The organism is Facklamia sp. 7083-14-GEN3 (genome assembly GCF_024742075.1).
GTDB lineage: Bacteria > Bacillota > Bacilli > Lactobacillales > Aerococcaceae > Facklamia.
This window is the reverse complement of sequence record NZ_JANSGD010000001.1, coordinates 354,487-381,241: the sequence shown is the minus strand read 5'-3', so window position 1 is coordinate 381,241 and position 26,755 is coordinate 354,487. Positions and strand designations below refer to the sequence as shown.

Annotated in this window: 27 protein-coding genes; 3 read left to right on the top strand and 24 right to left on the bottom strand. The window is 35.7% G+C overall.

Going from position 1 to position 26,755, the window contains the following annotated elements:
- Positions 1-6 precede the first annotated feature (6 nt).
- The 7 genes from NW240_RS01795 to NW240_RS01765 all read right to left on the bottom strand — a co-directional run bounded on the left by NW240_RS01795 (position 7) and on the right by NW240_RS01765 (position 6,782).
- Entirely contained in the window at positions 7-987 is a 981-nt protein-coding gene (locus NW240_RS01795) for a bifunctional oligoribonuclease/PAP phosphatase NrnA (protein ID WP_258435732.1), read from the bottom strand.
- Positions 987-2,321: a DRTGG domain-containing protein gene (locus NW240_RS01790; protein WP_258435731.1), complete on the bottom strand. Its 1,335-nt coding sequence runs from the start codon at positions 2,319-2,321 to the stop codon at positions 987-989. Before NW240_RS01790 ends, NW240_RS01795 begins: the two co-directional genes overlap by 1 nt.
- A gap of 32 nt (positions 2,322-2,353) precedes the next feature.
- Entirely contained in the window at positions 2,354-3,169 is an 816-nt protein-coding gene (locus NW240_RS01785; protein ID WP_258435730.1) for a ZIP family metal transporter, read from the bottom strand.
- A gap of 14 nt (positions 3,170-3,183) precedes the next feature.
- On the bottom strand, positions 3,184-4,302 hold the full coding sequence (gene dinB / locus NW240_RS01780; RefSeq protein WP_258435729.1) for a DNA polymerase IV: 1,119 nt from the start codon (positions 4,300-4,302) through the stop codon (positions 3,184-3,186).
- Positions 4,303-4,439: 137 nt separating this feature from the next.
- The gene (gene yajC, locus NW240_RS01775) at positions 4,440-4,787 is read right to left on the bottom strand and encodes a preprotein translocase subunit YajC (RefSeq protein ID WP_258435728.1); all 348 of its coding nucleotides are present in this window, start codon (positions 4,785-4,787) and stop codon (positions 4,440-4,442) included.
- Positions 4,788-4,844: 57 nt separating this feature from the next.
- Positions 4,845-5,984: a tRNA guanosine(34) transglycosylase Tgt gene (gene tgt, locus NW240_RS01770; RefSeq protein WP_258435727.1), complete on the bottom strand. Its 1,140-nt coding sequence runs from the start codon at positions 5,982-5,984 to the stop codon at positions 4,845-4,847.
- Between the two features lie 18 nt (positions 5,985-6,002).
- Positions 6,003-6,782: a glutaminyl-peptide cyclotransferase gene (locus NW240_RS01765; protein WP_258435726.1), complete on the bottom strand. Its 780-nt coding sequence runs from the start codon at positions 6,780-6,782 to the stop codon at positions 6,003-6,005.
- A gap of 109 nt (positions 6,783-6,891) precedes the next feature.
- On the opposite strand from NW240_RS01765, the gene NW240_RS01760 reads away from it, so the two are divergent.
- Positions 6,892-7,527 carry a 1-acyl-sn-glycerol-3-phosphate acyltransferase gene (locus NW240_RS01760; protein WP_258435725.1) on the top strand — a complete coding sequence of 212 codons (636 nt, stop codon included), beginning with the start codon at positions 6,892-6,894 and terminating at the stop codon, positions 7,525-7,527.
- Between the two features lie 72 nt (positions 7,528-7,599).
- Here NW240_RS01760 and NW240_RS01755 read toward each other — a convergent pair whose 3' ends face one another.
- Positions 7,600-7,818: a YneF family protein gene (locus NW240_RS01755; protein ID WP_258435724.1), complete on the bottom strand. Its 219-nt coding sequence runs from the start codon at positions 7,816-7,818 to the stop codon at positions 7,600-7,602.
- Positions 7,819-7,863: 45 nt separating this feature from the next.
- On the bottom strand, positions 7,864-8,109 hold the full coding sequence (locus NW240_RS01750) for a DUF896 domain-containing protein (protein WP_258435723.1): 246 nt from the start codon (positions 8,107-8,109) through the stop codon (positions 7,864-7,866).
- Positions 8,110-8,195: 86 nt separating this feature from the next.
- On the opposite strand from NW240_RS01750, the gene lexA reads away from it, so the two are divergent.
- Positions 8,196-8,810 carry a transcriptional repressor LexA gene (lexA, locus tag NW240_RS01745; RefSeq protein WP_258435722.1) on the top strand — a complete coding sequence of 205 codons (615 nt, stop codon included), beginning with the start codon at positions 8,196-8,198 and terminating at the stop codon, positions 8,808-8,810.
- A gap of 60 nt (positions 8,811-8,870) precedes the next feature.
- On the opposite strand, the gene NW240_RS01740 is transcribed toward lexA, so the two are convergent.
- The 15 genes from NW240_RS01740 to NW240_RS01670 form a co-directional block, all read right to left on the bottom strand.
- Entirely contained in the window at positions 8,871-9,383 is a 513-nt protein-coding gene (locus tag NW240_RS01740; protein ID WP_258435721.1) for an adenine phosphoribosyltransferase, read from the bottom strand.
- Between the two features lies 1 nt (position 9,384).
- A complete protein-coding gene (gene recJ, locus NW240_RS01735) occupies positions 9,385-11,703 on the bottom strand; it encodes a single-stranded-DNA-specific exonuclease RecJ (protein WP_258435720.1) in 2,319 nt (772 codons plus the stop codon).
- Between the two features lie 29 nt (positions 11,704-11,732).
- Positions 11,733-12,662, bottom strand: coding sequence for a ribonuclease Z (gene rnz, locus NW240_RS01730; protein WP_258435719.1), 930 nt, complete (start codon positions 12,660-12,662; stop codon positions 11,733-11,735).
- Between the two features lie 20 nt (positions 12,663-12,682).
- Positions 12,683-14,527, bottom strand: coding sequence for an acyltransferase family protein (locus NW240_RS01725; RefSeq protein ID WP_258435718.1), 1,845 nt, complete (start codon positions 14,525-14,527; stop codon positions 12,683-12,685).
- A gap of 11 nt (positions 14,528-14,538) precedes the next feature.
- The gene (gene obgE / locus NW240_RS01720) at positions 14,539-15,843 is read right to left on the bottom strand and encodes a GTPase ObgE (RefSeq protein WP_258435717.1); all 1,305 of its coding nucleotides are present in this window, start codon (positions 15,841-15,843) and stop codon (positions 14,539-14,541) included.
- Positions 15,844-15,862: 19 nt separating this feature from the next.
- Positions 15,863-17,914: a glycine--tRNA ligase subunit beta gene (gene glyS / locus NW240_RS01715; RefSeq protein WP_258435716.1), complete on the bottom strand. Its 2,052-nt coding sequence runs from the start codon at positions 17,912-17,914 to the stop codon at positions 15,863-15,865.
- 10 nt (positions 17,915-17,924) lie between these two features.
- Positions 17,925-18,812: a glycine--tRNA ligase subunit alpha gene (glyQ, locus tag NW240_RS01710; protein WP_258435715.1), complete on the bottom strand. Its 888-nt coding sequence runs from the start codon at positions 18,810-18,812 to the stop codon at positions 17,925-17,927.
- A 236-nt stretch (positions 18,813-19,048) separates the two neighbouring features.
- The gene (gene recO / locus NW240_RS01705) at positions 19,049-19,828 is read right to left on the bottom strand and encodes a DNA repair protein RecO (protein WP_258435714.1); all 780 of its coding nucleotides are present in this window, start codon (positions 19,826-19,828) and stop codon (positions 19,049-19,051) included.
- Positions 19,829-19,842: 14 nt separating this feature from the next.
- Positions 19,843-20,745 carry a GTPase Era gene (era, locus tag NW240_RS01700; RefSeq protein ID WP_258435713.1) on the bottom strand — a complete coding sequence of 301 codons (903 nt, stop codon included), beginning with the start codon at positions 20,743-20,745 and terminating at the stop codon, positions 19,843-19,845.
- 33 nt (positions 20,746-20,778) lie between these two features.
- Positions 20,779-21,156 carry a diacylglycerol kinase gene (locus NW240_RS01695; RefSeq protein WP_258435712.1) on the bottom strand — a complete coding sequence of 126 codons (378 nt, stop codon included), beginning with the start codon at positions 21,154-21,156 and terminating at the stop codon, positions 20,779-20,781.
- On the bottom strand, positions 21,140-21,622 hold the full coding sequence (ybeY, locus tag NW240_RS01690; protein ID WP_258435711.1) for an rRNA maturation RNase YbeY: 483 nt from the start codon (positions 21,620-21,622) through the stop codon (positions 21,140-21,142). Before ybeY ends, NW240_RS01695 begins: the two co-directional genes overlap by 17 nt.
- 10 nt (positions 21,623-21,632) lie before the next feature.
- Positions 21,633-23,855 carry an HD family phosphohydrolase gene (locus NW240_RS01685; protein WP_258435710.1) on the bottom strand — a complete coding sequence of 741 codons (2,223 nt, stop codon included), beginning with the start codon at positions 23,853-23,855 and terminating at the stop codon, positions 21,633-21,635.
- Positions 23,827-24,849 (bottom strand): PhoH family protein, encoded by a 1,023-nt coding sequence (locus NW240_RS01680; protein ID WP_258435709.1) that lies wholly within the window; start codon positions 24,847-24,849, stop codon positions 23,827-23,829. The genes NW240_RS01685 and NW240_RS01680 overlap by 29 nt, the downstream gene beginning before the upstream one ends.
- Before the next feature lie 181 nt (positions 24,850-25,030).
- Entirely contained in the window at positions 25,031-25,204 is a 174-nt protein-coding gene (rpsU, locus tag NW240_RS01675; RefSeq protein ID WP_066126806.1) for a 30S ribosomal protein S21, read from the bottom strand.
- A 123-nt stretch (positions 25,205-25,327) separates the two neighbouring features.
- On the bottom strand, positions 25,328-25,825 hold the full coding sequence (locus NW240_RS01670; protein ID WP_258435708.1) for a Fur family transcriptional regulator: 498 nt from the start codon (positions 25,823-25,825) through the stop codon (positions 25,328-25,330).
- 62 nt (positions 25,826-25,887) lie between these two features.
- Here NW240_RS01670 and NW240_RS01665 point away from each other — a divergent pair, with 62 nt between their 5' ends.
- Entirely contained in the window at positions 25,888-26,724 is an 837-nt protein-coding gene (locus NW240_RS01665; protein WP_258435707.1) for a pyruvate, water dikinase regulatory protein, read from the top strand.
- Positions 26,725-26,755: the final 31 nt, after the last annotated feature.

Below are 26,755 nucleotides of genomic sequence, written 5' to 3'. Positions count from 1 at the left end.
TTTTTATTATTTACTTTGATCCTTTAAAAACTGAGCATTTACTTTAATCATTTGATCGACTAGATCTTTTTTCTCTTCATCATCATAGATATTTGCTCCAGATGCCATTTCGTGACCACCACCATTAAATTGGATTGCAACTTGATGAATGTTTGGACCTTTAGAACGAATACGTGCACGATACTCACCGTGTGAATCTTCTTTTTCAATAAAAATAACCCAAGTTAAAACCTCTTTTAAACGGCCTGGAAGATTGGTTACTGCATTTGTCCCATCAACTGTTATACCTCTTTGAATTAAGTCCACTTGTTTCAAAGTCATTGCCGCTACTCCATTTTCAAATAATTCAATTTGATCAATGGCAAATGATTGAAATTTTAATTCATTAAGAGATAACTCATTCATCTTCCGATTAATCTGAGTATTATCCGCTTGATGAGACATTAAATAAGCAACTGCCTCAAAGGTCGCCTGACTGGTATTTGAATGAAGAAAGCGTCCTGTATCACCGACGATGCCCGCATATAGATAGGTAGCTGCCTGTGGTGAAAGGATCAATTGACCTTGAGAATTAATTACCATTTTTGTAATAAGTTCTGCAGTTGAAGAACTTGCAATTTCTACAATTTCCAAATCGGCAAAATGCTCAACTACCAAGTGATGATCAATTTTAATTAAAGCATTATTTTGAATGCGGTCGTTACCATCGATTCTTTCAAAAATTGGGGTATCCAATACAATGACCAAAGCATCTTCATAATCTCGTCTTTCGACAGTATCCATGCGCCCCAACCATTCGATTCCCTTACCTAATTTTCCAGCAGTTAGAACCGTCTTATCCGGAAAATTATTTTCAATAATTGCTTTTAGACCTAATTGTGAACCAATAGCATCAGGATCGGGATTGATATGTCGATGAATAATAATGCGATCATATTGATCAACCAAACTTATAAACTTTTCGATTAAGCTTTGCTTAACTGTCATTAGTTAGACTCCTTCTGTCTTTTATTTACCATTTGCGAACCAACTGTTGCTTGAGCGACAAGTATATTTTCAACAAAAACTTTCACTTGAGAAATTGCTGAACGTCGATTGTAGTTAGAAATTTCAACTTGAAATTCAATCAAGTTCCCTAATTGAATAAAAGTAAAATAATTAAGATTCAGCGATTCAAGAATATTATTATGTCCTGTTAAATCTTTAACCTTAGTGATTGCTACTTGAGCAATCAGCTCACACAGCCCCCCATAGGATAAGGTGCCTAATGTATTAACCATCTGGGGTTGGACCTCAAATTGATAATCATAGCGATTTTTAAAATCATTTCGGTTTACTTCAACCAAGTGCTTTAATAGATCATGTTCGAAAGTATTGGCTGTTTGAGGCTGCTGTTGAATATTTTGTAGAGCTTTCATAACATCTTGCCTGGAAACCACACCTAAAAGTTGTAAATTATCAGCCACAACTGGAATCATTTCGATATCTTCCCAAATCATCTTATAAGAAACGGAGGCTAAACTCATATGAGGTTTAACAGTAATAACATTCTTACTCATAGCTCGCTCAATAGAAACACTGTTACCACGCCCCATTAAATCATTGGCCGTTACCACTCCTACTAAGCGTTTATTTGTTACCACTGGAAATCTAGATAAGCCGGTCTCACTTGATTTCTTTTTGAAATTCTCAATAGAATCCGAAGGATCTAACGACACCGTTCTTTCAATAGGAGTATAAACTTCTTCTACTGTTACAATTTCTTGTTTTATCATTTGTTCATTAATTGATTGATTAATTAATGAGGCAACAGTAAAAGTATCGTAACTGGTAGATATAATGGGTAGTTCTTCTTGATTTGCCAAGCGAATAATATCATGATCTGTTTTAAACCCACCTGTTATTAATACAGCGATACCATTCTTTAAGGAGTGGCGATGAACTTCCGACCGGTTACCGACAATAATCAAAGTCTGACTTTCAAAATACCGCTCCATAGCTTGAAGCGTCATCGCCCCAATAATGAATTTAGTCAGGGGTTTATCCAGTCCTTTTTGTCCTCCTAAGACCTCGCCATCAATTAATGGGATTATATCACCAAAGGTCAGATGTCCGGCAGACAGGTGATTTTTTTGCTCAATACGTATGGTTCCTACTCGTTCAATGGTCGAAACAAGTCCCTTTTCTTCAGCATCTTTGATGGCACGATAAGCAGTCCCCTCACTTACTTGTAATTGTTTAGCAATGCCTCTAACAGAAATTTTGTTCCCTATGGGTAAGGATTGAATGTATTGGATGATGCGTTCATGCTTAGTTCCCAAAGAATCACCTCAAAATCTGATTTATTAATTTACTAGCCCAAAGCCACATCTAAGATCATCATGATAACAAAGCCTACCATAAAACTCATGGTTGCTATGTCTGTGTTACCTTCTGTTTGTGATTCTGGAATTAATTCTTCCACTACAACGAAAATCATGGCACCGGCTGCAAAAGAAAGTGCATAAGGTAAAAGTGTTTGCATAGCTAAAACAGTCGCAGCTCCTATCATGGCACCAAAAGGCTCAACCAAAGCAGACATTTGACCGAGATTAAAAGCGTAACCTTTACCTTTTCCTTCTCCCATCAAAGGTAGCGAAAGAGCTGATCCTTCCGGAATGTTTTGAATCCCTATACCAATGGCTAAAGTGATAGCCGATGCTAAAGTAGCCCCTCCAATCCCAATATCAGCGGCTGCAAAGGCCACCCCAATCGCCATACCTTCTGGTATATTGTGGATGGTTATAGCTAGAAAGAGCATCCAAGTTGTGGATAATTTTGTTTCGGATATATCTGTGTCACCATGGTCTTCAGCATAATGTAAGTGCGGAACAAACTTATCAATTAAGCGTAAAAAGATACCACCAATTAGAAAGCCAACTGCTGCTGGAAACCATTCAGGAATTTTAGAACCAACACTGGCTTGTTGTTCTAAAGCAGGTGCTAAAAGTGACCAGAAAGAAGCTGCCACCATTATTCCACCTGCTAATCCCTGCATCATAGCTAATATTTTATTGTCTACTTTCTTTACCAAGAAAACAAAAGATGCACCAAATACAGTACATAACCAAGTACCTATGCCAGCTATACCCGACTGATAGATAGGGTTCAGTTGCATAAACCATTCCATTTTATACCCCTCCATTAAATATCTAATTGAATGGGTAAAGGTTCATTTTGAGGATCTAATAACTTGGATACTGAAATTCCTAATAAACGAATCTCTCTATTTACCTCACCATGATCTTCCCACAATTCTAAAGCTTTATTCATTAATTGATAACGATCATTCGTTGGATAGGCAAAACTCTCTTGCCTAGTCACTGTTTCAAAATTATCATAACGTATCTTGAGAGTGAGCGTTTGACAATATAAATCTTTAGCATTTAAGTCTTGCGATATTCTCACTACCAATTGGCGTACTTTTTCCTTAATGACCTCTTCTTCTATAAGGAAATTTTGAAAGGTTTGTTCAGTTCCCATTGATTTCCTTTGTCGATTTTGACTGACAGGCACATTGTGAATACCTCGCACCTTAAAATAAAGTGAATGTCCCATTTTTCCATATTTTGAAATTAATTCTTCGAGTGAAAACTTTGCTAGATCTGAGCCCGTTTTAATGCCATGGCTTTCAAACGTACTTAAAGACTTAGCTCCTACCCCATAGAAGTCTTTAATCGGGAGCGCATGAAGAAAAGGTATGGCTTCATCTGGAGAAACCAAGGTGATACCATTCGGTTTATGAAAATCTGAAGCCAGTTTGGCAATAAATTTATTATAAGAAACTCCCACTGAACAGCTTAGATGTATTTCTTGATAGATTTGTGCTTGAATAAGGCGAGCGATTTTTAAAGCTGATTCTTCTTCTAAATGATTTTCCGTCACATCTAAATAAGCTTCATCTAGGGATAAGGGTTCCACTCGACTAGTATATTGATAAAATATTTTGCGAATTTCTTGCGACACCGATCGGTAATATGCCATATTTCCTTTAATAAAAACAGCTTGAGGACACCGTCTGTATGCTTCCAGAGAGGACATTGCAGAATGAATACCGTACTGACGTGCTATATAATTACAAGTAGTCACAATGCCCCGACCATTAGTTAACTTTGGATGCTTAGCAATAACCACTGGTTGAGTGCTTAAGGACGGATTATCACGAATTTCAATAGATGCATAAAAGGCATCCATATCAACATGTAGTATTTTACGACTCGTATCCGGTTTAGGATCATCAAAAGTGAGTAAACCATATCTCATATTTAGCCTCCTAAAGGCTTCATATTCTAATTAAACTTATACTTTATTGGCAGGTGAATAAGCGAAAAAAACATTTATTAATAAGTAATGGATACCTACTAATAAATGTTTGGACTATTCATTTAAAATGCTAAGACTTAAACATTAGCATCTGTTTCTAAATCACTTTCAACATGAGTTTCATTGTCTGAAGTGTAGACTGTTTGCTCATTTGAGCCTGCACTTTTTAAAACATTTGCTACTGCGCTAAGCTCAAAAGTTAAATAAATACCTTCGCAATCAAGCACAACAAGTCCTTCTTGCTGTTTTACTTCATCCACTATTCCATGTAATCCACCAATTGTAACTACTCCATCTCCAGCTTGCATCGCCTCAATCATTTGACGCTTTTGATCGGCCGCTTTCTTTTGCGGACGAATCAACATAAAGTAAAATAAAGCGAACATAATAATCATTGGTAAAAATGCAAAATAACTATTTCCCATTAAAATTCCTCCTCTAAATGTCTTCTATATTATAACAGTTTATTAAGATTTTCTCCATTAAAATTCTGGAGCATTAGGTTTGTTATAACCATACTCTTCACGAAAAGCCTGGCGAAATTCTAATAAGTTATCTTCTCGAATAGCTTGACGAACATCACGCATCAATTGCAATAAGAAATACGTATTATGTATGGATGTTAAACGTAAACCAAATGTTTCTTGACTCTTCATTAAATGGCGAATATAAGCCCGACTATAATTGCGACAGGTATAACAGTCACATTTAGGATCTATTGGATTATAATCTCGTGCATATTTCGCGTTCTTTACTACTAATCTTCCTTGAGAAGTCATACAGGTACCATTTCGAGCGATTCGAGTAGCTAAGACACAATCAAACATATCCACCCCACGAATCGAACCATCAATTAAGGCATCAGGAGAACCAACACCCATTAAATAACGGGGTTTATTTTTAGGAAAAACCGGCATTAAATAATCTAAGACTTCATTCATTTCTTCTTTAGTCTCTCCCACTGATAATCCGCCAATGGAATATCCAGGAAAATCTAAAGCAATCATATCTTTGGCGTGCTGGAGTCGTAAATCTTTATAACCAGCGCCTTGGCAAATTCCAAAGAGCGCTTGTTTCTCAGTGTTTTGATGGGCTTTTAATCCTCTTTCTGCCCAACGAGTGGTTCTAGCAATAGACTCTTTAACATAATCATAAGGCTGATGATAGTCTGGACACTCATCAAAGGACATAATAATATCTGAACCCAAAGCATTTTGAATTTGAATGGCTTTCTCAGGAGATAAGAATAATTTTTCTCCTGAAATATGATTACGAAAATGAACGCCTTCTTCTTCGATATCACGAATCTCACTCAGAGAAAAGACTTGGAATCCTCCAGAATCGGTTAGAATCCCTTGATCCCAGTTCATAAACTTATGAAGTCCGCCCGCTTCTTCAACGATGTCTTCACCAGGCCTTAACCATAAATGATAGGTATTACTTAATATCACACCTGCTCCCATATCCTTTAACTCTTCAGGTGATAGAGATTTTACAGTAGCCAATGTTCCAACGGGCATATACATGGGAGTTTCATAAGAGCCATGAGGAGTATGAAGTATCCCTAATCGTGCTCCCGTATGTTTTTCTTCTTTAATTAATTCATATGTTATAGCAGCCACTATTTACCTTCCTTCCTATTATTTCAATTTCACTTTAAAGATCAATGGATAGTTCTTTCCAGTTAAATAGAATAGATCTTTTTCAATATGAGCAATACCATTTAAGACATCCATTGTTTCCCTTTGTTTTGCTGTAAGATCCAGTTGGTCGATTATAGTAGTCAAATCATATACTTGAAGTACTTTACCACTATCGGGGTTAATTTTAACAATGCGATTATCATACCAAATATTAGCGTAAATTGCATCATTAGCATATTCTAACTCATTTAACTGATCAACCAACTCTCCCTTTAATGTCACGTCAACTTGATCAATTAATTCAAAATTATCAGGATCATATTTATAAATAGTAGAAGAACCGTCAGATAAGTAAAAGATATCTTTTTCATTATTGTATGCTAGTCCCCATCCTTCACTTTCTATTTCATAAGTGTTAAGGAGTTCTTTAGTCTCTATATCCCATTGGAAAACTTTGCCCTCTTTCCAAGTTAGTTGCCAGAGATTACGCTTGCGAAGAGTAATCCCCTCCCCAAAATACTTTTTTTCTAATTCAATTGAACGATTTAATATACCTTTTTCCCAATCAAAATAGCCCCAAGCGGATTCACCGTATAAACCGGTACCGATTAAAAGTTGATCTTCTTGATCTAATTCGAAACCTTGAACAAATAAGTCTTCATTGATAGCGTAACTATCGATTAAGTCCACCTCTCCTAAAAGTCTATTTGCTGTAACCGACTTGGTAAATGTTAGACTAATTAAAAGTAAAAAAGCAAAAGTAAAAATTTTTAACATTCATATTCCTCCTAAAAAACTTGATAAATCAATGCAAATATGCTGACTTGAATCTTGATTGAATCTTGGTAAAATAATAACAAACATTGTATCTGAAAGGAAATCAAATATGACTTTTTATCAGTTTGCCGTAGCAATTTTACGCTTTCTCTTTCGCCTTTTTAATGGTAAATCTTATATAATTGGCAGAGAAAATATTCCCAATCCTGATCAATCAACTTTTATTCTAGCAGCTACTCACCGCTCTTTTTGGGATCCATTGTACTTAGCCATTGCACTTTATCCGCTTGAAATTTCTTTTATGTCTAAAGAATCAATTTTCCGTAATTCTGTATTAGCAAAAATTTTACGTAAGGCTTATGTATTTCCAGTCAATCGTGAGAAACCCAGTCCTAAAACTATCAAAGTAGCCGTCAAACAATTAACTGAAAATAATTTAAATCTAGGCATCTTCCCTTCTGGTAGTCGGTATACAACCGAAATTAAAGGGGGAACTGCCTTCATCCAACGACTTTCTAAAAGAGATATCATCCCAATTGCTATTCAACCACCTTTAGATTTTAAATCATTCTTCAAGAGACAAACAGCCAAAATAGCTTTCGGACCCGCCATTAAATATAATCCTGAACTCGATTATAATAAAGAACAACTAGCTAAAATAGACCTTGAGCTAGCCAATGCTTTTGATACTTTAGATCATCAATTAGACTCAAACTTTACCTATGTTCCTGCTAAAAAGAAATAATTGTTCTGTTTGAATTAAAAACCTCCTTCCCTTTGAGCAGTTAAAGAGCTGCTTTGGGAGGAGGTTTTTTTACTATTTAGACTGCATCTTCATCGACTGCATAATTTGTTGCACTTTCTTTTTAGAAGGTTTTTGACCCATTTGCGCCATCATAGTTGTGATCATACGCTCATCAATTGGTGGATTTTCTTTAAAATAATTCATCATATACTTACGCGCTATAAAGAAACCTAATGCTGCTCCTGCAACCAATGCTAAAATTACAATTAAAACCCATGACAATGTTGACATACTATCTCTCCTTTTAAAATTTAAACTTTCATGTACTCTAACTTACTAATCTTTTCGGTTATGAATTCCTTTAGCTTTTTGAATTCTTTTAACTTTATCAGGTGTTAAATCATTTCCATCCGAATCAACAATTTTAACTCCCTCAACCTGTCTAGCCATATGCTGTCTAAAGACTGTTAAATACTCTTGTCTTAATTGATGTTGCTCTTCTTTTTCTGCTTCAGTTAGTCCTTTGGATTTTTGAAGTTTAGCTAATTCATTGATTCTTGCTAGTTTTGCTGATGAAAGCATTACGCCCCTCCTTTTTACGAACATTTGTTTGAATTAAGATTTTACTTCTGCTACAATAAAAATATCCTAAAGAAAGAGTGAGTGAAATGATTAAGATAACGACAAAGCAATTAAACGTTCTACAATCTATTTATGAATTACTCAGTGAAAATGGTTATCCACCCACTGTTCGTGAAATTGGAGCGCGGGTTGGGCTTTCTTCTCCGTCCACTGTGCATGGTCATCTTGACCGATTAGAAGAAAGTGGTCTGATCGAAAGATCTGCCAGCAAAACGCGGACGATTGAAATAACTGCCTTGGGAATTAAAAAATTGGGAATTAAATCCGATAAAGTACCTCTGCTAGGCTATGTAGCTGCAGGTGCTCCAATTCTTGCGGAAGAAGAAGCTATGGAATATTATCCCAAGCCTACCGATCTTCAATATGATTCAAGCGAATTATTTATGCTGATTATTAAGGGTGAATCCATGGTGAATATTGGTATCCTTGATGGCGATATTATCACAGTTCGTAAACAATCGACTGCCAATAATGGTGAAGTCGTTGTCGCTATGACCGAAGATAATGAAGCAACCTGTAAAACTTTTTATAAGAAAAAAGATCACATTGTTCTTCGCCCTGAAAATGATACCATGGAAGATATTATCTTGCCTAACGTTTCAATTTTAGGCAAAGTAGTTAGTCTTAATCGCTATTTCTAATCAACTCAATTAAAGATTAGCCTAACCAGACGTTAAAAGCTGGTTAGGCTCTTTTGATTTTTAATAGTGCATAAGAGTGAAATATTCGTGATTTCCTAATTTTTCTTTTCCTTTTAAATCGTCTAATTCGATAAGGAAAGCACAGCCCGCGACAATTCCTCCAAGATTTTCCACTAATTGAATAGTGGCTTGAATGGTTCCACCCGTTGCTAATAAATCATCAGTTATTAAAACTCTTTGACCCGGTTGGATAGCATCTTTATGTATTTGTAGAACATTTGATCCGTACTCTAAGCTATAATCTACTTCAATTGTTTCTCTTGGAAGTTTGCCTTTTTTACGTACAGGAGCAAAACCTACTCCAAGTGCATAAGCCACTGGGCAACCAATGATAAAACCGCGGGCTTCAGGCCCAACGACCATATCCACTTTCAATGCTTTGGCATAGTCTACGATTTCTTGAGTTGCTGCTTCGAAAGCGGGACCATTTCCCATTAAAGGTGTGATGTCACGGAAAATAATACCCTCTTCTGGGTAATTATCAACACGAGCGATATAATTTGTATAATCCATTTTAAGTCTCCTTATTTATCCAGGTTTTAACTTGATCCATTGTTTGGAAATTTAATAATTTTTCTGCTTCCATAGCTTCTTGATACTTGCTCATGGCAGGCATCTCCATTAAATCAAGCTTGTCGGCTTGGTCAAGCTGGTTCATGATCACAAGTCCATCTTTTATTGTAACAAAACCCGCCTCAAAAAACACCACAATCATTGTTTTTATTTTTATTAATGGCATCGTTAAAAAATTTGAAAGGGCTTCTAATTTTTTTAGTTGAAGGCTGCCTTCTTGCTTTAACAGATGGTACAATTTTGCAAAGTCTTGACGCTGTGGTAAGCCTGCTAAATATCTGGACTCTACTACAACACTGGCCAAATATATTTTTTTCCATCTGTGACTCTTTAAAAGGTTTTTAAGTTTATTGAGATTTTGAGGAGGCTCCATCAACACTAGATTTTCATATTTAAAATCAGCGATTAATTCTTCATAATATGTCATTTGAAAGTCAGTTTTTAACTGTTCAGAAAATAGTGCAGCATTTTTTTTATCTTGAAAACAATAAACAACATCAGATAGCTGTTTCAATTTAGCAAAATGCGTTTTCCCTCGGTAATCAATCCATAATTGGCCTTCCAAGTTAAAATCTTTAACGATTAATTGACATTCTTTTTGTTGTTTCCATTCGTTAATTGATAGTTCTCCAACCATATCCAACTGATTACCCACTTGGCAATCTTCAAGGTCGTCCGCCATAATAAATGCAATGGCTGCTAGTGAATTTGCAGTGTCTGATTGATTAAATTTCATTTTAACATGTTGCTTATTCGTTCCAATTACTCTTTTTTCAATCATCTCTAAATCCTTAAATAAAACAATTGGCTTAGGATTATGCATACCGAAGGGTCCTAGATTTTGAATCTCTTCGATTAGTTTTAAATTAATATCTGCTAAACTTAGTTTAGCATCAATAGATAGGGAAGTTTTGGCTAAAATTTGATTCTTGTGTTTATCAGCTAACAAACTTAATTCACTTTGGAATTTTTGCCAATTGCCTTCTTCAATTGTCATACCAGCCGCTTGGCTATGCCCACCAAAATGCTTTAATAATTTTTTTAGCTGACTAAGATTTTTAAACAGATTAAAGTTTTCTTTTGATCTAGCTGAACCTTTATACTGATTATTTTCCTTATTATAGTTGAAAAGTAAACAAGGACGCTGGTATTTATCACAAATACGACTCGCCACAATTCCTAAAACTCCGGGATGCCAATTAGGAGAAGCCTGACTGATGATTAAGGGTATCTCCTTTATTTCATCTAGATTTGCTGTAACTTCTTGATAGATTTGAGTAACTAATTGCTGTCTTTTAATATTTTCATTCTCAATAAATTCAAGCAAGTGGCTAGCTTCTTGCTCAGTAAAGGCTGCTAACCAATCAAATCCTGGTTGAGGATCTCCCAAACGTCCTACTGCATTGAGGCGAGGACCAATAATAAAGCCAATCGTTTCTGTAGATATATCATCTATCGACTGTAATTGCTGATTTAAGAGAAGCTGTAACCCAAGACGCTGAGTAACTTTTAACTGATGGAGTCCTCCAACAACTAATGTTCGATTTTCATCCAAAAGAGAGACCATATCTGCAACCGTACCGATTGCTGCCAAATCTAACATTTCTATGGGTATTTCACCAAGAATAGCTGTGGCTACTTTGAATGCGACACCTGCTCCAGATAAATCACCAAATGGGTAATTTCCTTGAGGGTGACGCGGATGAATGATGGCATAAGCCGATGGTAGAGTTTCCTGGATTTCATGGTGGTCTGTAACAATGACATCAACACCCTTTTCTTGGGCGTATTCAATCGCCTCATGCCCTGCCACTCCATTATCTACCGTTATAATTAATTGAATACCTTCATCAATAAATTCTTGATAACGATCGATATTTGGGCCGTAACCATCACTAAAACGATTGGGTAAATAGACTTGACTTTCAGCCCCTAAAGCATCTAAAGCCTCTTTTAAAATTAAAGTAGAAGTAATTCCGTCTGCATCATAATCGCCATAAATCAGAATAGCTTCTTCTTTTTCAATGGCTAGATGAATACGTTCTACAGCCCTATCCATTTGATATAATGTGAAAGGATCATGATATAGAGTCGGTTCTTGATCAGTAGCTCTGTTTATCGCTGAAAGATCACGAAGCCCACGATTATAACAAATCGCTAAAAAAGCGGGGGAATAATCTTCTCCCGCTATTAATAAATCTTTATAGTCTTGATTTTCACTTAAATTTTCTGGCAATTGCCATTGGTATTTAGACAACATTGTCATTCTCCTTACTCATAATAACCCGATTATTTAAGCGGGATATCAAATTCATCAAAGTCATTAACAAGATGACTGTTAGGAAAAATAGAAGAAGCTTCTTTTTCAAATTGTTTGAGAGCCTTACCTAAATAACGAGCTGAGATATGATTAAGATAGAGTGCTTCTACTTGACTATCTTTAGCCACTTGAGCGGCCTGATGACTTGTTGAATGGAAATAGGCTCTGGCCATTTTACCTTCGGCTGCTTCATGAGTGGCTTCATGAACTAATGCACTGGCATTTTTAGCTAAAACTTTAGAATTTTGACAATAACGCGTATCCCCCAAAATGGTCACGATTCTACCGGGACGATCTGGAGCAAGAAAGTCTTGGCCATCTATCCATCTGCCATCCTCTAGTTGAACACGTTCACCGCGTTTGAGTTGACCATAAACTGGACCACTAGGTATATTGAATTTTTTTAACTCATCAACTAATAGATGACCTGGCAAATCTGGTTCTTCTATACGGTAGCCAAAAGAAAGAATTCCATGCTCTAAAGGCAAATAACTAATCTTCCAACCATTTGAAAAAATTAACTCTCCACCTTGATCTTCTAATTCTGTTATTTTTAAGCTGTATGCGAGTTTAGATTTTGAATATTTTAAAGAGCTTTTAATATAATCATTAATTCCCTTAGGTCCATAGACTTCTAAACAATCTTCGCCTCCTTGAAAAGACCTTGAACTTAGAAGTCCTGGTAAGCCAAAAATATGATCGCCATGAAGATGTGTTATAAAGATTTTATTAATTTTTCTAGGTCGAATGGTTGTTTCTAAGATTTGATGCTGGGTGGCTTCGCCACAATCAAATAGCCAAATTTCATTCAACTCATCTAATAATTTTAAGGCAAGCGAAGAAACATTCCTTTGTCTGGATGGAATCCCGGCACCTGTTCCTAAGAAATGTAATTTCATTTTTCAACCTCTTTCTATGACTAACGCTGACGGTAAATTTCTTTAGCTATGAATTTTGATAATTCCAATGATCCTTCATCATTTAAATGAACACCATCTTCAGCAAACCATTCAGCGTGTCCACGGGCATAATTCGCCCAATCTATAATTCTAACATTTCCAAATTCTTGAGCAGCTCTTACCAATTGGCGGTTGGCATCGTCAGTCCAAATTCTATCAACCAAAACGTTAACATAATACTGATCCCGGTCAAGACCGACTGCTTGAATATAATCATCAATTTGACCAGCTGTAAAGGTTCCATTTGAACCTAACATGGTAACCACAGTAGACTTTAAACCGCCTGTTTGGATGAGGCCATATACTGTATCGTATGATTCATAAAGTTGTCGACCGACTTTTGGATCGAAAACAGCCTTGGGAAAAACATCATTCAAACGCTCTGTAGCTGCCGCTAAGGTCGAATCACCAATAAAGGTAATCTCTAAAGCATTTGCATAAAGTAGAACTTCTTGATCTAATCCTTCAATATTATTAACAACCACTTGTTTTTCTTCATTTTCCCTTGATTCATCAGCAATATCCATATTATTTTCTATTATCGTTTGAATTTCCTTACTTGATTCTTCCCCCTTAGCAGGTGAAGAAATCGCAAGTGCGATCCCCCCCATCACTACATTAAAAATATACCATGCCGTAATGAACTTCACTCCTTTTAGGGATTGCGGGTGAGATCTTAAATAATCAAATTGATGCTTCATTTTGTACCAGTTAAAATCTTGTCCAATTGGAAGACTAATTTTTCGCTTTTCAAATAACTGGTAGGTAATTTCAGCTAAGATGATAAGCAACAGCAACTGAAAACCATAGTTCAACCATGGAGACCTGTTCATAAAACTAATGTTTTGAGGCATTAAAAGATAAACAGGATAATACCATAGATAGTAAGAAAAAGATCGCTGCCCTATCCATGTGAAAGGTTTTAAGCGAAAGATTTTGTTCCAAATAGTCGCAGGATGAATACTTGAAATGACAATTAAACCAGAAATCAATGAGAATAGCGTTAAACCGAATCGATAAGCAAAAGGTTTCGTTCCAAACATGAACTTAATCATGAAAAAAGCAATAATAACTGTAACTAAGCCCACGAGATTCATGGTCATGATTTTCTTTTGTGAAATCTTTTTGGGTGATAAATTAGCGGGTAGTGCTAACCCTAAAGAACCCCCAAGGGTAAAGGCGGATATTCTCGTTAAAAGATCATAGTAAATTCTTGTAGGATCTTGATTGTCTCTATAAAGATAGCCCATCAAAAAAGCAGATAAAGCTGAAATAATCAACAACATCCGAATGGTTACTTGTGGTTTTTTATGCCAACTATAAAGTAGAAACATTAAAATAGGGGTTAAAATAACCAATTGTCCATACAAAGAGACGTACCATAAATGCGTAAAAGGACTTGGATTAGCAGCTTGAACAAAATAAGACTGCTGATTAAAAATTTGATAATAATTGTTAATAAAAGCTAATGAGCTTATACCCATCCAGCGAATATTGGATAAAAAATCACGATTAAACAATAAAATGTATGTAGACGTAGTTAATACTACGAATAAAGTAGGGAAAAAGAGTCTTTCAAAACGCTTATATATAAATTGCCAAAAAGACTCTTTTCTAGCTTGTAAATCTTTTAAATAAAAATGTCTAAAGTTAAAAAAACCAGCTATGAAAAGAAATAGATTAACTGCAAGGAAACCACCCGGAACAATATGTTCAAAGTAGTAGTAAGCAATAATTAAGAGTATTGCGATTCCCTTAAGGCCGTCAAAAATTGGGATGCGACCTAGTTTAACTTTATTTTGCATATTATAACCACCTAATCAATAAACTCAAATTGATAGTCCTCTAAGTAAACTGTATCGCCATCTTTCGCTCCAGCTTCTCTTAAGGCTTGATCGACACCCATTGAGCGCAGTTGACGAGCAAAGCGTTGTAAACTTTCATCATGCGCTGTATTTGTCATTTGATAAAGTTTGACAATCTTTTCGCCTTCTAATTCCCAATAACCTTCTTCAAGTTTATGAACAGTAAAGTCAGGGGTCTCATCAATCGTGTAATTTTTGTGATCAAATTCTTTTTCCTCCAAGGGTATAAAGTCACTGGAGGAAACTAATTGAGCGGTTGCTCGCATCAATGAATCAATTCCTTGGGCTTGCCAAGCTGAAATATGATGAATTGTCGGAATAGAAAGATTTAAATTCTGATAGTATTCAGATATTTTTTCTTCAAATACTTTTATATTCTCTTTAGCTTGTTCTAAATCCATTTTATTAGCAACAATTAACATCGGTCTTTCTAAAAGACGTGGATGATAATTAGCTAACTCTTGCATTATTGAAGAAAAGTCTTCAAATGGGTCACGTTCATGAACCGCTGCCATATCAACTATATGTAATAAAATTTTTGTTCTTTCAATATGGCGTAAGAAATCAATTCCAAGACCTACACCATCGGAAGCACCATCAATAAGGCCCGGCATGTCTGCAACGACAAATTCCTGACCATCAGCAATTTTTACCACTCCCAAATTAGGTACTAAAGTTGTAAATTGATAGTCTGCGACTTTAGGTTTAGCATTAGAAATGATGGATAATAAGGTTGATTTCCCCACACTCGGATACCCAATCAAACCTACATCTGCTAAAACTTTAAGTTCCAGCTGCAATTCAAGTGCTTGACCCGGCTCTCCATTTTCAGCTATTGAAGGAGCAGGATTTTTATGTGTGGCAAAGCGTATGTTTCCACGCCCACCTCTTCCTCCTTTAGCAACAATCACTTCTTGTCCATGGTCCACCAAATCGGCAATGAGTCTACCGCTTGCTTCGTCATAAACAGAGGTTCCTGGTGGAACCTTTACATAAAGGTCTTCTGCATTCGCTCCATATTTACTCTTGCTCATTCCATTTTCACCGTTCTGAGCTTTGAACTGACGATTGTATCTAAAATCCATCAAAGTATGAAGGCCTTCATCCACTCGAAAAATGACATCGCCACCGCGTCCGCCATCTCCTCCAGCCGGACCTCCATCTGGCCGATATTTTTCTCTTAGGAAAGCGACCATTCCGTCGCCACCTTTACCAGCTATTACCTTTACTTTTGCGCGATCTAAAAAGGTAGACATTATTATCGCTCCTTTGCTCTTATTTATGGACCACTTTTCTTGGATCCATGAGACTGAGAATTGTTTGTGTCAATTGGTACATCATTTGATAACGATTATAACGAAGAGCTTCTTGGTCAGCGTTCACCATATGTGCTTCTAAATAAGAAGCAATCATCGGACTAATACTTTCAAAATATTCCATTAATCTTGAAGTGTCTTGAATGTCCTCTATTGCCACTATCTTTTCAATTAAATCTTTTTCTAATTGACTTTCTGCTAAGTCAGCAGTGATTTTGACTTGCTCTTTAACCTTTTCACCTAAATTAACGACTCGCGCCAAGTTTTCAATCATTTTTGAAAACTCATCCGGTTTAGCAGCTTTTAAGTCTTGTAAACTTTTAGCTGCTTCTTTTATTTTTACAGGATTCAATTGTTTTTGAGCGAGTGCTGCTTGAATAATATCGTAATCCATTCCTAGATTGTCTAATCTAACTTGAATCCGAGCTTCAATAAAGCTAAGTAAATCATTTAAGTAGTCGTCTGCTGAATCAGCATTTTCATGGTTAATTACTACTAGCAAGTTCTTTAAATCAATATTCCAAGACTGATCTAAAAGAATGTCAATCAAGCCCATGGCTTGTCTTCTTAATGCATAAGGATCATTAGACCCTGTTGGGATCATATCGGCTTTGAAGTAAGCTATCAGACTATCTAATTTATCTGCAATTGATAAGGCGGCAGCCGCAGGTTTGTCAGGTAATTTTCCTCCAGCCGAAGTTGGTAAGTATTGCTGAGCAATTGCTTGGGCTACACTCTCTTCTTCACCATAATGTTTGGCATAAATCCCGCCAATGACACCTTGTAATTCCGAAAATTCATTGACTGCTTGGGTCACAAGATCAAATTTATAAATCTCACTAGCACGTAAACTAGTTTTTTGATCTTGAGTAGACATATCAATTCGTTCCATCAATAATTCTAGTATGTGTTTAACACGCTCTTGCTTTTGACTATAAGTTCCTAACTTAAAATGCTCTTTTAAACTTGATAGTTTATCTAAATCTTCTTTTAAAGATAGTTTTAAATCTTCTTGATAAAAGAATAAAGCATCTGCCAAGCGAGCTCTCAAAACTTTTTGATTCCCTTTTATGACTTGATCAATATATTGATCATTACCATTACGAACGGAAATAAAATAAGGTAATAACTCTTTATTCTTGCGATCTAAAGCATAAAAGTAACGTTGGTGATCACGCATGGCAGTGATAACCATTTCTTGGGGAATTTCTAAATATTTTCCCTCAAAGCTTCCGTAGAATGCAGTTGGCCACTCGACGATGGCTGTTACTTCTTCTAGTAAGTCATCATTTTCTGGTATAATCCAACCTTTTTCATCTTCAATAGCCTGAATTTGATGATAGATCATCTCTTGTCTTTTTTCAAAATTGGTAATTACATATACTTTTTCTAGCTCATTTTCATAGTCACGACTATTTTTTATTACAACCTTGGACTTATTAGCTAGAAAACGATGACCATGAGAAAAATTATCGGCCTGAATACCGGCAAATTCAAAATGTACCACCTGATCTTCTAACAATGATAGTATCCAATGAATGGGACGAATATATTCTAAATTCAAATCAGACCAACGCATGGTAACTGGAAAATGCATATTAGCTAGGACAGTAGGCATAGCCTTTAATACTTCCTCCACTTTCTTCTGTTCAGCCACTTTGTTGACAAAGAGGTAGTCAGTCCCCTTAACTTCTTTAACAAACAAATCCTCTTCTTGACAAGACTGGCCTTTTAAAAAGCCTAGTGCTGCTTTGGTCAAATTCCCCTCTTCATCTCGTCCAACTTTAACTGATGGGCCTCTCACTTCTTCTTCTAGAGCAAATTGCTGATCCGCTAATCCTTTTACTCTTAATGCTAATCTTCTAGGAGTTGCAAACGTTTCAATGGATTGAAAGGTGATTCTTTCTTCTTCAAGAAAAACTGAAAGTTTTTCGGCTAATTGATCTCGCAATTTCAGTAAAAATCTAGCTGGAATTTCTTCCATTCCTACTTCTAATAAATAATCTCTCACAGCAATCCTCCTAGTCTTTATTTTCTTTTAATAATGGAAATCCAAGTTTTTCACGTTCTTGCACAAAGGTCTTAGCAATACCGCGAGCTAGTTTACGAATACGCCCCAAATAAGCTGGTCTGTCTGAAGCAGAAATCATCCCTCTAGCATCCATTAAGTTGAAGGTATGACTGGTCTTTAAAATATAATCATAGGCTGGATGCACTAAATTTTCCTCAAGTAAACGATTGGCTTCCTTTTCAAAAGCCTTATATTGATTCGTTAATAATTCAGGATCCGCTAATTCAAAAGAATATTTTGATTGCTCATATTCTTGCTGGAAAAATATTTCACCATACTTCACACCTTTGGTCCATTCTAAGTCGTAGACATTTTCCACATCAAAGATATACATAGCGAGACGCTCCAATCCGTAGGTGATTTCTGACATTACCGGATCACACTTTAATCCACCTACTTGTTGGAAATAAGTAAATTGAGTGACTTCCATTCCATCAATCCAAACTTCCCATCCAAGTCCTGCACAACCTAAGGAAGGATTTTCCCAGTTGTCTTCTACAAAACGAATATCATGTTCTAAGGGGTCAATGCCTAATTCAATTAACGAATCTAAGTAATACTCTTGAATAGCAAGTGGCGAAGGCTTCATAACTACTTGAAACTGATGGTGTTGGTATAGACGGTTAGGGTTTTCACCATATCTCCCATCAGCAGGTCTTCTTGAAGGTTCAACATAAGCGGCATTCCAAGGTTCTGGCCCATTGGCCCTTAAAAAGGTATAGGGGCTCATAGTGCCCGCTCCTTTTTCAGTATCATAGGATTGAAGGATCAAACATCCTTTTTTTGACCAAAAATTTTGCAAGGTTAAAATCATATCTTGTAAAGATTCAACTGCCATTTTGACACCTCTTTCTTAAAATAAAAGTCCCTATGACCCCATTGGAGGTCATAGGGACGAAATAAATTCGCGGTTCCACCCTAATTCTAGTTAGACTAGCACTCTTAAGATTCACTTGTTAACCCAAAGGACCATTCGATTTGCCCTAGCTCTCACCTACCTAGAGTCGCTTTACTATCTTCTCTTATTATGCTCTGGTTTGTTCAAATTCTACTAATTATCTAGCTCTTTGTCAATTAAGTTCCTTCAATTTTACTTACTTTTAATTGATCAGCAACTTTATATAATTGATTGAGATAAGATTCCCCTTTTAATTTAATTCCTACCTGTTCATGATAAATCATAAAAATTAATTCATCAATTCTTTTGTAAGATTGATCTGAAATTGAGACGTGACCTAATTGGTTAAGTTTAATTTCATTAAAAAGCTGTAAAATTTTTATTTGTTTATAGCTTAAACGCATTCGATTCGGGTCCGTATCTAAATGATTGTGACATAAAACACCCAAATGAGTCATTGAAAAATCTTCAATTTTTTGGCTAGATCCGCAAACCACACAACTATTCATATTCAATCGAAGTCCAAAACGTCGCAAAAGTTTAAGTTGCAAAAGCAATTGAATAGGACGTGCATCTTCACGTTCATTGAGACTGCATAAAGCAGCTTCAAAAATATCAAATAGCTGCTGATCTTCACTATTATCATCAATACTTGCATCGACCAATTGACTTAAATAAGCGGCATGTGCTTGCTTAAATGGATCAGATTGAATGGAACGAAATAGATTATGAGTCTGCCCTTCCTTTAAAAAAGATAAACCTTGTTGGTTAATCGTTCCCCAATACCGATGTTCTGTCAATGGGATTAAGTGTTTCTTTAAGGGGTGATTAGGTGACTGCAATCCTCTTACAAAAAACATTTTAGTACCAAACTCACGTGTAAAAATTTTAACTAAACTATCTTTTTCGCGGTGCGGCCGAATAAACAAAACAATTCCGGTAAATTTTTCGTTCATTGGCAAACTCCTTATTAATAATTCTCGCTTTGATATCCCAATTCATTTAAATTACTTTGACGATCACGCCAATCTTTTTGTACCTTTACCCACAAGTCTAAATAGACTTTGGTTGCTAAAAGTTTTTCAATATCACGTCTTGCCAAGTGGCCTATTTTTTTTATCATGGATCCTTGGGCACCGATAATAATTCCTTTTTGACTTTTACGTTCAACAATAATTGTAGCTAAGACCTCCACCTTATCATCAGCATTTTTTTGCATAGATTGAACTTGAACAGCTACTGAATGAGGAATTTCTTCACGTGTTAACATTAAAATCTTTTCACGTATTAACTCTGCTACAAGAAAATATTCTGGATGATCCATTACCTGATCTGCTGGATAATATTGGGGGCCTTCTGGCAATGTATGCGTTAGTTGTTCTAACAAGGCCTCGACATTATCACCTGTTAATGCTGATAAAGGAATAATCTGATCAAAATCATAAACTTCTTGATATTTACTAATAATGTCAAAGAGCAAGTCTTTTTCAATAAGATCAACTTTATTGATTACTAAAAAAACTGGTTGCTTGATATCTTTTAAACGTTCTATAATAAAAAGATCTCCAGGTCCTAATTTTTCAGTCGCATTGACTACCATAATCACTGCATCCACCCCACTCAATGAAGAATAAGCTGTTTTCATCATGAAGTCACCTAAAGCATGCTTAGGTTTGTGGATTCCAGGAGTATCTATAAAAATAATTTGAGCATCTTCACGTGTATAAACACCTTGAATTTTATTGCGGGTTGTTTGGGCTTTATCAGACATAATGGCTATTTTTTGACCAATGATTTGATTCAATAAAGTTGATTTACCGACATTGGGACGGCCAAGTATGGCTACAAAACCTGATTTAAAATTTTTATTCATTTATGCTCCTTTAAAATACTAAGTGGTTAATTTTTAAAATATATAGGGGAAAAATAGTAAAGCTCCAATTAAAACGGAGATAATAGCTGTGATTAAAACAGCAGCGGCGGCGATATCTTTGGCCTTTTTTGCCAAGGGGTGCCATTGATCTTCTACCACTAGGTCAATTACTGCCTCAATTGCTGTATTGATTAATTCAGAAAAGATGACAATTCCAATAGTCAATAGTAAGATCATCCATTTCAGCGATTCAAATTTAAAATATGAGGCTAAAATTATTGCTAATAAAGCTAAAAATAAGTGGATTTTCAAATTTCTTTCACTCTTGATAGCTTGCTTAAACCCTTGTATGGCACAAGTGAAAGATTGAAAAAAATTTGAATTCTTAAAAGGATTATCTTGTGAGTCCATAATCACTAAGCACCTCTTCTTGAATCCCAAACATCTCCTTTTCAGCCTCAGCAGTTTGGTGATCATAACCGTTCAAGTGTAAAAAGCCATGGACAGCCAAAAATCCCAGCTCTCTTTCAAGAGAATGCTTGTATTCAGTAGCTTGTTCAATCGCTCGCTCAATTGAGATGATAATATCTCCCAAATGAAGATTTAATGGCTCTTGCCCTTCTTTCATGCTGATAGTTGACCAATCTACCGGTTCTTCTCCCTCCATTAAAGCAAAAGATAGCACATCCGTTGCACGATCTATATCACGGTAATCACGATTCAATTGACGGATTGTGTGATTATCGACTATGGTAATATCTAATTCTGCTTGAGCAGGAGCGGCTATTTTCAAGCCTGCTTGATCAATCAAATCTAAAATAATTTGTCTTTGTTTTTCAGTCAGCTTTTGGCCTTCATCAATTAATTCAACTTGCATTTTTTTCTCCTTATTTAGGATATTCTACTCGCGTATGATACATACTAGCTATCCCTAAAATTAGTGATTTTCTTACCGTTCTTAATTCATCGACTGTCAATCCACAATCTGCAAATTGACCATCGTTTATCTTGCCCGCAATAATCGAATCCAATAACTCTTCAATACCTTTTTGAGTATGCTCTTTCATCGTTCGAGAAGCTGCCTCCATTGAATCAGCAATCATTACTATTGCTGATTCTTTTGATTGTGGAATTGGACCAGGATACCTAAAGTTCTCTGGATTAATAGGCATTTTTTGCTCTTTAGCTTGATAATAGAAATAACTTGTCATGGTTGTACCATGATGTTCTTTACATAAATCAATAACAGATTGAGGCATACGGTACTCTTCTAATAATTTAACTCCTTGAGCAACATGATCAATAATAATTTTAGCGGACTCATCTGGACCTACCATTCGGTGAGGTGACTCAATACCTCCGGATAAATTTTCAACAAAAAACAAGGGATGTACTGTCTTGCCAACATCGTGATAATAAGAGGCCACTCTGGTTGTTAAGGAATCCCCGCCAATAGCTTCCACTGCATTAGCTGCTAAATTAGCCACCATAATCGAATGATGGTAGGTTCCTGGCGCTTTTTCAATCAATAATTTTAATAACGGATGATTTAAATTCGCCAATTGATTCATCGTCATAGCTGATCGACTGGATAAAAGTTGCTCCCAGTATGGTTCAAAAATAGCTATTAATAATAAACCTAGTAAATTAGCGGCAATGGTCATAATTAAGATAACAAAAGCCTGACGAGAAAAAATAGGAATAGTAAGAACAGCCATTAAAGGTAAAGCAATAATGAACTGCCAAATGATATTTAAGGCAACTCTCTTTTCTGCTTTCATCACCTGACGATCAGAAAAAGTAGTCAGAAAGACGGAAACAATCGTAGTAAAAAGATAAAACAAGCTAATAAAAGTTACGATTGTCTGATTATCTAAATCGCTGACTATGAAAATAGCAAAGATATTAATAAACAGACACGCTAGTAACGTTATTTTATTGGAGGATTTTTCTTTTAAATAATCTGGTAAAATCATCAAAGGCAAGAGCAGCATACCATACTCAAGTCCTGCTTGTTGGAAGAAATGTCCCATCTTGGCCATAATAAGAGCCCCTAAGACGATTATTCCATAAGCTGTAGCTTGCATATTCGCACGGCTTAAACCTGTCCAACTTAATTTATCTGAAAATATATAAACAAAAATAAAAGCATGAACAATAATTAATAGAATAAACACCGGCATCAGATATTGCTTAGTTGAAGCATCCAAATAACCAAACATTTCAAGTTGTCTCATATTATTTTGATTAATAATATGCCCCTCTTGAACAATAACTTGTCCTTGTAAAATATAGGATGTTTGAACCTTGGAAGCTGCTTCTTCTTTTAATCGATTTGTTTCTGACTCTGAATAGACCATAGTTGGTTTTATCAAATAGCCTAGAAAGTTTAAGGTCGTTTGCTGCGCAATTTCTGACATATCGGAGGTTGTTATTTGTAAACGATATTTGTCCAATTCTTTATCGATTTGATCCGGACCTAATTCTTGAGCAAGACTTTCAGATACAAAATCAGTCAAATTGGATTGTAATTCGGATAATTCTAAAGGACTTATTTTAAAGACTTGATCAATTGAACGGTTGGATAATTGATCAAATAGTTCAAAAACATTTTCATCTACTAGCTGTAATTGAGCTTGAATTACTGTTCGTTTTTGTTCTTCAGACAAGTTATCAAAACTCGTTTTTGTAGTGGGTAAATCATTGACTTTTTCATTAAAAGTTTGATCCAGTCCCTTTTCTTCAGATACATCCTCTAAAGACTGATTCACACTGTCTCTTGAGTATCGACCATTTCGAGACTCACGTACAAAACCGAAGAATTGCTCAATCCTCGTAATTTCTTGGGTTCTTATATCTTCTTGATATAAATAAATATCATTAATCGCATCCTTAGCTCTTTGTTGATTAATTTTTGTTTGCTCAACATCTTCCATCGTGACGGGTGCTAAAATCGTTTCATCTGCTACTTGATTCAATCTAAAATGATAAATTTCTGGCTTAATGTGTTGATAACCAATTAAAAAAATAGCTAAAGATAGTATTAATGTTATAAGTGGTATAAAGATTTTACCTAAACGCTCATGAAGTAACTGTAGTCGGCGATTCATTTTCTTCTCTCCTTGAAAGGTTTTCAATCATTGGTTCTTTGCTATAAGCTCTAATAATATCAGCAACTACCGGATGACGAACCACATCAAACTCATCAAAAGATACAAATTCAATGCGTTTAACCTTTCTTAATTTATGATAGGCATCAATCAAACCCGATTTGACTCCTTTAGGCAAATCAATTTGTGACTGGTCGCCATTAATAATCATTTTTGAACCAAATCCTAGTCGTGTTAAGAACATTTTCATTTGTGCGATTGTTGTATTTTGTGCCTCATCTAAAATTACAAAAGCATCATCTAGCGTTCGACCTCTCATATAAGCTAATGGTGCTATTTCGATAATGCCTCTCTCCATTAAACGATTAGTTTGTTCCGTTCCATAAATGTTGTATAAGGCATCGTATATTGGTCTTAAATAAGGATCCACTTTTTCTTTCAAATCTCCTGGTAAGAACCCGAGGTTTTCTCCCGCTTCGACTGCTGGTCGTGTCAGAATAATCTTTTTAACTTTACCTTCCCGCATCGCCTGAACAGCCATTAAAACAGCTAAGTAGGTCTTTCCAGTTCCAGCCGGTCCCATACCAAACACAACGTCTTGACGATTAACGGCTCTAACATATTGTAACTGTCCGAAATTTTTGGCACGAATAGCTGTTCCATCTGCTGAACGACCCACTACTTCTTCGTAGAGGCTGATAAAATAATCTAATTTATTACTTTTTGCCATTTTAATGGCAGTCATGACATCCATGGATCGAGGGGTGATTCGCCTTTCCAAAAGTTGGATGAGATTTAGGAGAATTTGACGAACAGACTCTACTGTTTCTTCACTCTCACCAATAATATTAATTATCTCACCGCGGTTGGTTATTTCTACTTCAAAACTATCTTCAATCATACGAATGTATTTATCATGATTGCCCAACAAAGAAATTAACCAATCCGTATTTGTGACGGTGACTTGTTTTGAAAATTTTTCGTTGTTATTCAAATAGTTGTCTCCTTTATTAATAAACTAAGTTAAGATTACCATAAAAACCTTATAAAATGGAATAAAAGAGCGATATATAATACTTATTATGGTATCTTTTCCAAAAATAAAAAAGAATCAGAAACCCTGATTCTTTTTTAAACAGAATATTTTATTCTTTATTGTTGCTTAGGCGATACGCTTAAAACTTGCGTTTACGAGCTGCTTCTGATTTCTTTTTACGTCGAACACTTGGCTTTTCGTAAAATTCACGCTTACGAGCCTCTCTCAAAGTACCGGTTTTAGAAACGTTACGCTTAAAGCGACGAAGAGCGTCATCCAATGATTCGTTATCACGAACTACTGTTTTTGACATATGGTTCCCCTCCCCCCGAGCTTATAGTAACCTTTCCTTAGAATTAATAATCTAAACAAAGTCCTCCCTATATTATAGCATGAATCTTACGCATTTCAAGAACAAAGAAAAATTTTCTCAAGATTATGATGAACTATCTTTTGATTCCTCTTTACATTCAGCACAAAGTCCAAACACTTCGAATCGATGACTCTGTATTTCGACCGAAGATAAATCGGTTGTGATGTGTTGCATAGGACAAGCATCAAGTAAAATTGTTTTACCACAATTTGTACATATAAAATGATGGTGATGGTGATGATCTATTTCGTGAGTTAAATCGCAGTTGTATCGAAACAACTGTTCTTGCTGGTATTCTGTCGTTTCAAGAATACCTACTTCAACAAAATCATAGAGATTACGATAAGTTGTATTATAAGACATGGTAGGATATTTCTCTTCCAATGCTTTATGAATACCTAAAGCAGAAAGATACTGTTGGTTTTCAGCAAAAAGTGATAAAATCTCCCGTCGCTTCCTAGTCATTTTAAATCCTTCTTTTTTTAGCGCTTCTAACCCCTCATCAATCAGATGTTCAACTTCAGGATCGAGCTGCCCTTCATTTAATTTAACTTCTTTCAAATCTGTCACCTCTTTCTTAAGATATGGTAAACTGAAATTAATTCATTGACTGGAGGGCCATTATGAATCAAGCGAATCAATTACCACTTCATTTTTTTGTCATATCAGACTCAATCGGTGAGACCGCCTTAAAAGTTGCTAAAGCGGTAGCCTACCAATTCCCAGATGTTCATATATTATTGCACAAATACGCCTTTGTTTCAACAAACTCGCGCTTGCAGAAGGTTTTACAAGAGGCTAAAAAAAATCAAGCCTTAATTTTCTTAACTTTATCCCAAATTGATCAAGCTCAAGAGGCTGAAAGATTTTGTAGTCAAAACAATCTACATTTTTTTAATTTATCTCAACCCTTTACTCGAGTTATCTCACAAATCACTGGTAAAAAACCCAGTCAGACAATTGGTGCTCAACATGAGCTGAATGATGAGTACTTTGACCGTATTAATGCCATGGAATTTGCGATGCGTTATGACGATGGTAAAGATCCTAAAATGTTTATCGAAGCAGATATTATCTTATTAGGCGTTTCACGTACTTCAAAAACGCCTCTTTCCATGTACCTGGCAACTATGGGGTATCGAGTAGCAAATCTTCCACTCATTCCTGAAAATGAGCTACCTGAAGTCATATATCAAATCGATTCTAATAAAATGATTGGCTTAACCAATGACCTCAATGTTATTCAGAAGTTCCGTCAAAGTAGAATGTTAGAATTTGGTCTTTCGCAAAATACAACTTATGCATCTGAAGAAAGAATCTTAGCCGAATTAGAATATGCCGATCAAGTCTATCGAACACTTAAATGTCCTGTCATCAATGTTGCTGATCGTTCTATTGAAGAAACAGCCCATATTATTATTGAGTTGCTTAATTTTTCTAATATTGATGAAAACTTATAAAAACACCCCTAAACGTTAATATAAAAGCGTT